This is a genomic window from Kosakonia sp. 1610 (assembly GCF_050435845.1).
GTDB lineage: Bacteria > Pseudomonadota > Gammaproteobacteria > Enterobacterales > Enterobacteriaceae > Kosakonia > Kosakonia cowanii.
In genome coordinates, this window is record NZ_JBNDKZ010000016.1 from 31,749 (window position 1) to 40,191 (window position 8,443).

The window sequence follows — 8,443 nt, forward strand, 5'->3', positions numbered from 1 at the left end:
CCTTCGTTGTGGCGCCGTGACCCGCGGGATTACTGCCCGCTCAGCACCCTTGCCGGATCGATGTTGCTTGCCCGGCGCGCCGGATACCAGCTCGCCAGCAGGCTCAACAGCAACGCCGTCACCAGCACGTACACCACATCCAGTGGATGGAGTTCCGACGGCAGGAAGTCGATAAAGTAGATATCCCCCGACAGGAACTGATGGCCGATAAGCTTCTCAATACCGTTAATAATCGGCGTCAGTTGCAACGAAACAATGACGCCAATTACCGCACCGCAGAGGCTGCCAAACAGCCCCGCCAGCAGACCGTACCAGACGAAAATCGCCCGGATCAAGCCATCTTTCGCGCCCAGCGTACGCAGCACGGCGATATCACCGCTCTTATCTTTCACCGCCATTACCAGCGTCGAGACGATGTTGAAGCAGGCGACGCCAATCACCAGCACCATCGCCAGATACATAATCGCGCGGATCATCTGAATATCGCGGTACATGTAGCCATATTTGCCGATCCAGCTTTTGATATAGACATAGCTGTTGGTCACTTCGCCCGCATCGCGCACCAGCTTTTGGGCGTTAAACACGTCGTTCACTTTAATGGCGATGCCGGTGACGCTGCTGCCCATATCGAGATAGTTCTGCGCATCTGCCAGCGGGATCATCGCGTAGTTGTGATCGAGCTGGCCGCTCAGTTGCAGAATACCGGTGACATGCAGGCGCACGCGTTTTGGCTGCAACAATTTATGCGCGTCATCGGAGTTGGGGATCATGATCGAGACCCAGTCGCCCTGCTTCACTTTCAGGGCGTCTGCCACCCCTTTGCCGAGGATGATCTGCTGGGAGCCGGCGCTAAAGCCTTTCCACGCATCGCCCTGCACAAACTTCGGCAGCGCGCTGAGCTGCATCTCCTGCGCCGGATCAACGCCTTTAACCTGAATAGCGCGCAGGTTCGCCCCGCTCTCCACCAGCCCGGTAAAGTTGATATAGGGCGCGGCAGCGGCGATGCCCGGCACTTTTTGCACTTTGCCAAGCACCGTTTCCCAGCCGTTCCACGGCTGATTCACCGGCTCGATTTCGCCGTGCGGCACCACCGCCAGAATGCGGTTGTTCAGCTCACGTTCAAAGCCGTTCATTGCGCTCAGGCCAACAATCAGCACGGCCACACCGAGCGCAATACCGACGGTGGAGATAACCGAGATCAGCGACACCATGCCGCTACGGCGACGGCCGCGGCTAAAGCGCAGGCCGATTAATAATGACAGCGGGGATGCCATTACTCAGCCCCCATCAGGGTCAGGTCGGTTTTCAGATGGCCGTCGCGCATCTCCAGCTGGCGGTTCATGCGCTTTGCCAGTTGCAGATCGTGGGTCACCACCAGGAAGGCGGTGCCCTGGGTGCGGTTCAGCTCACCGAGCAGTTCAAAGATGCTGTCGGCGTTGCGGGCATCAAGGTTGCCGGTCGGTTCATCCGCCAGCACCAGACGCGGGTTGTTAACCAGCGCGCGGGCAATGGCGACGCGCTGACGCTCACCGCCGGAGAGTTCAGACGGGCGATGGCCGGCGCGGTGCTCCAGGCCAACGGCGCGCAGCATCTCGCGGGCGCGGGTGTCGATCTCGGCCGGTTTTTTCTTGCCGATCAGCAGCGGCATCGCCACGTTTTCCAGCGCGGTAAAGTCCGGCAGCAGGTGGTGGAACTGGTAGATAAAGCCCAGCTCGCGGTTACGCAACTCGGCCTTCGCCGTGGAGGAGAGTTTGCTCATCGGGCGTTCGCCAAAAATGACGTCGCCGGAAGTCGGCGTATCCAGCCCGCCGAGCAGGTGCAGGAGCGTACTTTTCCCGGAGCCGGAGCTGCCGACAATCGCCATCAGCTCCCCTTCCGCCATGCTGAAGCTGACATTGTGCAGCACATCGGTCTGCACACTGCCTTCCTGATAGCGTTTGCACAGGTTGTCGCATTGCAACAGGATCTTATTCATAACGTAAAGCCTCAGCGGGTTGAGTGGCGGCAGCGCGCCAGGAAGGGTAAAGCGTCGAAAGTAGCGCAATGGCCATCGCCACCAGCGCAATGCCAACCACCTGCAGCGGATCGATCGCCACCGGCAGCGCCGCGCCGTCGAGCAGCGCGCCGATAATCGGCATTAAATTATTTAACTGGCTGGCCAAAAGCGCCCCCAGCCCGGCACCAAGCAGCGCACCGATAATCCCGGCGCTGGCGCCCTGCACCATAAACACCGCCATGATCTGGCGCGGCGTTAAGCCCTGGGTTTGCAGAATGGCAACCTCGCCCTGCTTCTCCATCACCATCAGGCCAAGCGAAGTAATGATGTTAAAGGCGGCGACGGCGACGATCAGGCTCAACAGCAGCCCCATCATGTTTTTCTCCATGCGCACAGCCTGGAAGAGCTCGCCTTTACGATCGCGCCAGTCATGCCACTGGGTGCCTTCCGGCAACGTTTGCTGGCTGAGCACATCCACTTTCAGCGGCTCATTGAGCCATAAACGCCAGCCGGTGATATTGCCCGCCGGGTAGCGCATCAGGCGCGAGGCATCGTCGATATTGACCAGCATCTGGTACTCGTCCACTTCGCTGTTAGCGGCGAAAGTGCCCACCACCGTGAAGAGGCGCTGGCTCGGCAGGCGTCCCATTGGCGTGAACTGGCTGGCAGAGGGGACCATCACGCGGATTTGGTCGCCGCGGGTAACGCCCAACTGGCTGGCCAACAGCTCGCCGAGAATGATGTTGTATTTACCCGCCTGCAGCTGGTTTTGCTGCACGTTAACCAGAAACGGCGTCAGCGGATCTTTCTGCGCCGGATCGATACCGAGCATCACGCCAACCGCGACGCTGCGCGCGCTTTGCAGCACCACATCGCCGGTGGTCAGCGGCGCAATGCGCGACACGCCCTGCAGCTTAACGCTGCTGGCCGGAAGCTGTTGCGGGTTGAGCGAGCCTTTCTGGGTCGTCAGGGTAGCCTGGGGCATCAGCCCAAGGATGTTGTTTTGCAGTTCGCGCTCGAAGCCGTTCATCACCGATAACACCGTCACCAGCGCCATAACGCCCAGGGTGATGCCAATGGTTGACAGCCAGGAGACAAAGCGGCCAAAGCGGTCCGCCGCGCGTCCACGCATATAGCGTAGACCTATGAAGAGAGTGACAGGCTGATACATGAAATCCGTCTGGTTGCTGTGAGCAGAGTCAGGAGTATATAAGCGAAAGGTGAGAGCGTAAATGCGTGATAGCGTAAGAATTCATCTGATTAATGTCAAAAAAAGTCGAAAAATCAAATCGCTACTTTCGCCAGAGCGCCTGTTGTGCGCCGGTAAATTGGCAATCTGTCGATTTCTTAGCCTCCACTTATTCCGAAAATGAATATATCCAGACTCTTTCCCGTTACATTCAGCGTTTGTATGGCCAGGATCGTTTGCCGGGATTATGGCAACAACAGGCACAAAACGAATGAAACAGAAAACATTATGGATAAACCAGATAAAAGGACTTTGCATTTGCCTGGTGGTGATTTACCACTCGGTTATTACCTTTTATCCACACCTCTCGGTCTTCCAGCATCCCTGGTCAGAAACGCTCTCCAAGTGCTGGATCTATTTCAACCTCTATCTCGCGCCGTTCCGCATGCCGGTGTTCTTTTTTATCTCCGGCTTTCTGATCCGCCGCTATATCGATGATGTGCCATGGAAAGACGCCATCGATAAACGGATCTGGAGCATTGTCTATGTGCTGGCGCTGTGGGGCGTATTGCAGTGGGTGGGCCTAAGCCATCTTAACGACTGGCTGGCGCCGGAGCGCGATCTCAGCAACTCGTCAAACGCCGCCTATGCCGACAGCTGGCAAGGATTTTTATACGGCATGCTGACCGCCACTACCAGCCTCTGGTATCTCTACGCATTAGTGGTCTACTTCACGCTGTGTAAACTGCTCAGCCGCTGGAAAGTGCCGATGCTGGCGCTGATGATTGTGGCAAGCCTGGCGATTAACTACCTGCCGCTGCCGTGGTGGGGAATGAACAGCGTCGTGCGCAATATGATCTTCTACAGCCTCGGTGCCTGGTACGGTATGCAGGTGATGGAGTTTGTTAAAACCGTCTCGCTGCGCCGCTACGCCCTGCTGTTTATTGTCGCCGTGGTGGTGGCGTTTGGGCTGTGGATGTTCAATATGCCGCTGCCGCTCTGCCTGCTGTCGATTGTCGGCATCATGCGCCTCTTCCAGGAGATGGAGAAACGCTTCCCGCCGAGCGAAAAGAGCCTGCTTAATGTCGTCGGCTCCAATACGCTGGCGATCTACACCACCCACCGCATTCTGGTGGAGGGTTTTAGCCTGGCGCTGATCAAACCGCTTAACGCCGGCGTCTGGCCGCCTGCGGTCGAGCTGGCGGTGCTGATTGCCTATCCGGCGGCGGTGCTGCTGATCTGTACGCTGGTCGGGCTGATGGTGCGTAAACTCTCCTCCGCGCTGTTTGGCGATCTCTTTTTTACCCCGCCAACAAAGCACCTTTCGGCGGCGACAGCACGCTGACAGGGCGATTTCTTGGCTAAACTCACGTAATCACACATAATCCTCGTATTGCGTATCAAGGATATGCCCCCATAACGGGGGTATATCCATAATGAGATCTTCATATCCCCATGCCTGAACAATACCGTTATTCCCTGCCGTCAAAAGCGGGTGACCAGCGCCAGTTTGGCGAGCTTACCGGCGCGGCCTGCGCCACCGAAGTGGCAGAAATCATTGAACGACACGCCGGTCCGGTTGTGCTTATCGCCCCGGATATGCAGAACGCGCTGCGTTTACATGATGAGATTAGCCAGTTTACCGACAACCTGGTGATGAACCTCGCGGACTGGGAAACGCTGCCCTACGACAGCTTTTCGCCGCACCAGGAGATTGTCTCCTCCCGTCTCTCCACCCTTTACCAGCTGCCTGCGATGCAGCGCGGCGTGCTGATTGTCTCAGTCAATACGCTGATGCAGCGCGTCTGCCCGCACAGCTATCTGCACGGTCACGCGCTGGTGATGAAAAAGGGGCAGCGCCTGTCGCGGGATCAACTGCGTACGCAGCTTGATAGCGCCGGTTACCGCCATGTCGATCAGGTGATGGAGCATGGCGAATATGCCACTCGTGGCGCGCTGCTCGATCTTTTCCCGATGGGCAGCAGCCAGCCTTACCGCCTCGACTTTTTCGATGATGAGATCGACAGCCTGCGCCTGTTTGATGCCGATACCCAGCGCACGCTCGAAGAGGTGGAGGCGATTAATCTGCTTCCGGCCCATGAGTTTCCGACCGATAAGACCGCCATCGAGCTTTTCCGCAGCCAGTGGCGCGATAAGTTCGAGGTGAAGCGCGACGCGGAGCATATCTATCAGCAGGTGAGCAAAGGCACCCTGCCCGCCGGGATCGAATACTGGCAGCCGCTCTTTTTCAGCGAACCGCTACCGCCGCTCTTTAGCTACTTTCCGGCCAACACGCTGCTGGTGAATACTGGCGATCTGGAAGCCAGCGCCGAGCGTTTCCAGCAGGATGCGCAGGCACGCTATGAGAACCGCGGCGTTGATCCGATGCGCCCGCTGTTACCGCCGGAAGCACTCTGGCTGCGGGTGGATGCGCTGTTCAGCGAACTGAAAAAATGGCCGCGCATTCAGCTCAAAACCGAACAGGTGGCGGATAAAGCGGGCCAGATAAACCTCGGTTACCAGAGCCTGCCGGATCTCTCGGTGCAGGCGCAGCAGAAGTCGCCGCTGGATAATCTGCGTAAATTCCTTGAGTCCTTCAGCGGCCCGGTGGTCTTTTCCGTCGAGAGCGAGGGGCGTCGCGAAGCGCTGCTCGAACTGCTGGCACGCATTAAAGTTGCGCCAAAACGCGCTCTGCGTCTGGATGATGCCAGCGCGCCGGGCGCGTGGCTGATGATCGGTGCCGCCGAGCGCGGGTTTATTGATACGCTGCGTAACCGGGCGCTGATTTGCGAAGGCGATCTGCTGGGTGAGCGCGTTGCGCGCCGCCGCCAGGATACGCGCCGCACCATCAACCCCGATACGCTGATTCGCAACCTCGCTGAGCTGCATGACGGCCAGCCGGTGGTGCACTTTGAGCACGGCGTTGGCCGCTATGCCGGGATGACGACGCTGGAAGCGGGCGGCATCACCGCAGAGTACCTGATGCTGACCTATGCCAACGACGCCAAACTCTATGTTCCGGTTTCGTCGCTCCATCTCATCAGCCGCTATGCTGGCGGCGCGGAAGATAACGCCCCGCTGCATAAACTGGGCAGCGATGCCTGGACGCGCGCGCGGCAAAAAGCGGCGGAGAAGGTGCGCGACGTGGCGGCGGAACTGCTGGATATTTACGCCCAGCGCGCGGCGAAGTCGGGCTTCGCGTTTAAACACGATCGCGAACAATACCAGCTCTTTTGCGACGGTTTCCCCTTCGAAACCACCCCGGATCAGGCCCAGGCCATCAATGCCGTGCTGAGCGATATGTGCCAGCCACTGGCGATGGATCGGCTGGTGTGCGGCGATGTCGGCTTTGGTAAAACCGAAGTGGCGATGCGCGCCGCCTTCCTTGCTATCGAGAACAATAAACAAGTGGCGGTGCTGGTGCCGACCACCCTGCTCGCCCAGCAGCACTTCGATAATTTCCGCGACCGCTTTGCCAACTGGCCGGTGCGAATTGAGATGCTGTCGCGTTTTCGCAGCGCCAAAGAGCAGGCGCAGATCCTTGAACAGGCCGCCGAAGGGAAGATCGACATTCTGATCGGCACGCATAAGCTGCTGCAAAACGATGTGAAAATGAAGGATTTGGGGCTGTTGATTGTCGATGAGGAGCACCGTTTCGGCGTGCGGCATAAAGAGCGCATTAAAGCGATGCGCGCCGACGTTGATATTCTGACGCTCACCGCGACGCCGATCCCGCGCACGCTGAATATGGCGATGAGCGGCATGCGCGATCTGTCGATTATTGCCACACCTCCCGCGCGCCGTCTGGCGGTGAAAACCTTTGTTCGCGAGTATGACAACCTGGTGGTGCGCGAGGCGATCCTGCGTGAAGTGCTGCGCGGCGGCCAGGTTTACTACCTCTATAACGATGTGGAGAACATCCAGAAAGCGGCCGACCGGCTGGCGGAGCTGGTGCCGGAAGCGCGTATCGCCATCGGCCACGGCCAGATGCGCGAGCGCGAGCTGGAGCGGGTGATGAATGATTTCCACCATCAACGGTTCAACGTGCTGGTCTGCACCACCATTATCGAAACCGGGATCGATATTCCCACCGCCAATACCATCATTATTGAGCGCGCCGACCACTTTGGCCTCGCACAGCTGCACCAGCTGCGCGGTCGCGTCGGGCGTTCGCATCACCAGGCCTATGCCTGGCTGCTGACGCCGCATCCGAAGGCGATGACCACCGATGCGCAAAAACGCCTTGAAGCAATTGCCTCGCTGGAGGATCTGGGCGCTGGCTTTGCGCTGGCGACTCACGATCTGGAGATCCGTGGTGCGGGTGAACTGCTCGGTGAGGATCAGAGCGGGCAGATGGAGACCATCGGTTTCTCGCTCTATATGGAGCTGCTGGAGAATGCCGTCGATGCGCTGAAAGAGGGTCGTGAGCCGTCGCTGGAGGATCTTACCAGCCAGCAAACGGAGGTGGAGCTGCGCATGCCTGCCCTGCTGCCGGATGATTTTATTCCTGATGTGAATACGCGCCTGTCGTTCTATAAACGCATTGCCAGCGCGAAAGATGAGAACGCCCTTGAGGAGATCAAGGTTGAGCTGATTGACCGCTTTGGCCTGCTGCCGGATGCCGCGCGTAATCTGCTTGATATCGCCATGTTGCGCCAGCAAGCGCAGAAGCTGGGGATCCGCAAGCTGGAGGGGAATGATAAAGGCGGCCTGATTGAGTTTAACGAGAAGAATCACGTTAACCCGGCGTGGTTGATTGGCTTATTGCAGAAGCAGCCGCAGCATTTCCGCCTCGATGGCCCGACGCGGCTGAAGTTTTTGCAGGAGTTGAGCGAGCGCAAAACCCGCATGGAGTGGGTACGCAACTTTATGCAGCAGCTGGCGGAGAACGCCGTCGCCTGACGGCGGGTTAGCGCCTCTGCGCGCCGTTTTGCCGGATGGCGGCGCTGCCTTATCCGGCCTACGGGATCGAGCTCTTTTGTAAGCCTGATAAGCGCAGCGCCATCAGGCATGTTTTTGGGAACCACGGTCAAACACCCCGCTCGCTTTATTGCCGGATGGCGGCGTTGCCTTATCCGGCCTACGGGTTCGTGCTCTTTTGTAGGCCTGATAAGCGCAGCGCCATCAGGCATATTTTTGGAAACCACGGTCGAACACCCCGCCCGCTTTATTGCCGGATGGCGGCGTACCGCCTTATCCGGCCTACGGGTTCGTGCCCTTTTGTAGGCCTGATAAGCGCAGCGCCATCAGGCATGTTT

Annotated in this window: 6 protein-coding genes; 3 read left to right on the forward strand and 3 right to left on the reverse strand. The window is 58.5% G+C overall.

Annotated elements, in window-relative coordinates; genetic code table 11:
- Window positions 1-29: 29 nt before the first annotated feature.
- The 3 genes from lolE to lolC are packed head-to-tail and all read right to left on the reverse strand — an operon-like array spanning window position 30 to window position 3,167.
- On the reverse strand, window positions 30-1,274 hold the full coding sequence (gene lolE, locus ABIC80_RS23615; protein WP_094420209.1) for a lipoprotein-releasing ABC transporter permease subunit LolE: 1,245 nt from the start codon (window positions 1,272-1,274) through the stop codon (window positions 30-32).
- Window positions 1,274-1,975, reverse strand: a complete 702-nt coding sequence (lolD, locus tag ABIC80_RS23620) for a lipoprotein-releasing ABC transporter ATP-binding protein LolD (protein WP_263752647.1) — start codon at window positions 1,973-1,975, stop codon at window positions 1,274-1,276. Before lolD ends, lolE begins: the two co-directional genes overlap by 1 nt.
- Window positions 1,968-3,167, reverse strand: coding sequence for a lipoprotein-releasing ABC transporter permease subunit LolC (gene lolC / locus ABIC80_RS23625; RefSeq protein ID WP_429178764.1), 1,200 nt, complete (start codon window positions 3,165-3,167; stop codon window positions 1,968-1,970). The genes lolD and lolC overlap by 8 nt, the downstream gene beginning before the upstream one ends.
- 92 nt (window positions 3,168-3,259) lie before the next feature.
- Between lolC and ABIC80_RS23630 the strand changes: the two genes are divergently transcribed.
- The 3 genes from ABIC80_RS23630 to mfd all read left to right on the forward strand — a co-directional run bounded on the left by ABIC80_RS23630 (window position 3,260) and on the right by mfd (window position 8,087).
- The gene (locus ABIC80_RS23630; RefSeq protein ID WP_200579368.1) at window positions 3,260-3,460 is read left to right on the forward strand and encodes a hypothetical protein; all 201 of its coding nucleotides are present in this window, start codon (window positions 3,260-3,262) and stop codon (window positions 3,458-3,460) included.
- Window positions 3,457-4,530, forward strand: a complete 1,074-nt coding sequence (locus ABIC80_RS23635) for an acyltransferase family protein (protein WP_200579367.1) — start codon at window positions 3,457-3,459, stop codon at window positions 4,528-4,530. Before ABIC80_RS23630 ends, ABIC80_RS23635 begins: the two co-directional genes overlap by 4 nt.
- A 110-nt stretch (window positions 4,531-4,640) precedes the next feature.
- The gene (gene mfd, locus ABIC80_RS23640; protein WP_429178766.1) at window positions 4,641-8,087 is read left to right on the forward strand and encodes a transcription-repair coupling factor; all 3,447 of its coding nucleotides are present in this window, start codon (window positions 4,641-4,643) and stop codon (window positions 8,085-8,087) included.
- Window positions 8,088-8,443: the final 356 nt, after the last annotated feature.

What these genes read in the sequence shown, in the direction of transcription:
- lolE (WP_094420209.1), bottom strand. Translation starts at nt 1,274, where the DNA reads ATGGCATCCCCGCTGTCATTATTAATCGGCCTGCGCTTTAGCCGCGGC.
- lolD (WP_263752647.1), bottom strand. Translation starts at nt 1,975, where the DNA reads ATGAATAAGATCCTGTTGCAATGCGACAACCTGTGCAAACGCTATCAG.
- lolC (WP_429178764.1), bottom strand. Translation starts at nt 3,167, where the DNA reads ATGTATCAGCCTGTCACTCTCTTCATAGGTCTACGCTATATGCGTGGA.
- ABIC80_RS23630 (WP_200579368.1), top strand. Translation starts at nt 3,260, where the DNA reads ATGTCAAAAAAAGTCGAAAAATCAAATCGCTACTTTCGCCAGAGCGCC.
- ABIC80_RS23635 (WP_200579367.1), top strand. Translation starts at nt 3,457, where the DNA reads ATGAAACAGAAAACATTATGGATAAACCAGATAAAAGGACTTTGCATT.
- mfd (WP_429178766.1), top strand. Translation starts at nt 4,641, where the DNA reads ATGCCTGAACAATACCGTTATTCCCTGCCGTCAAAAGCGGGTGACCAG.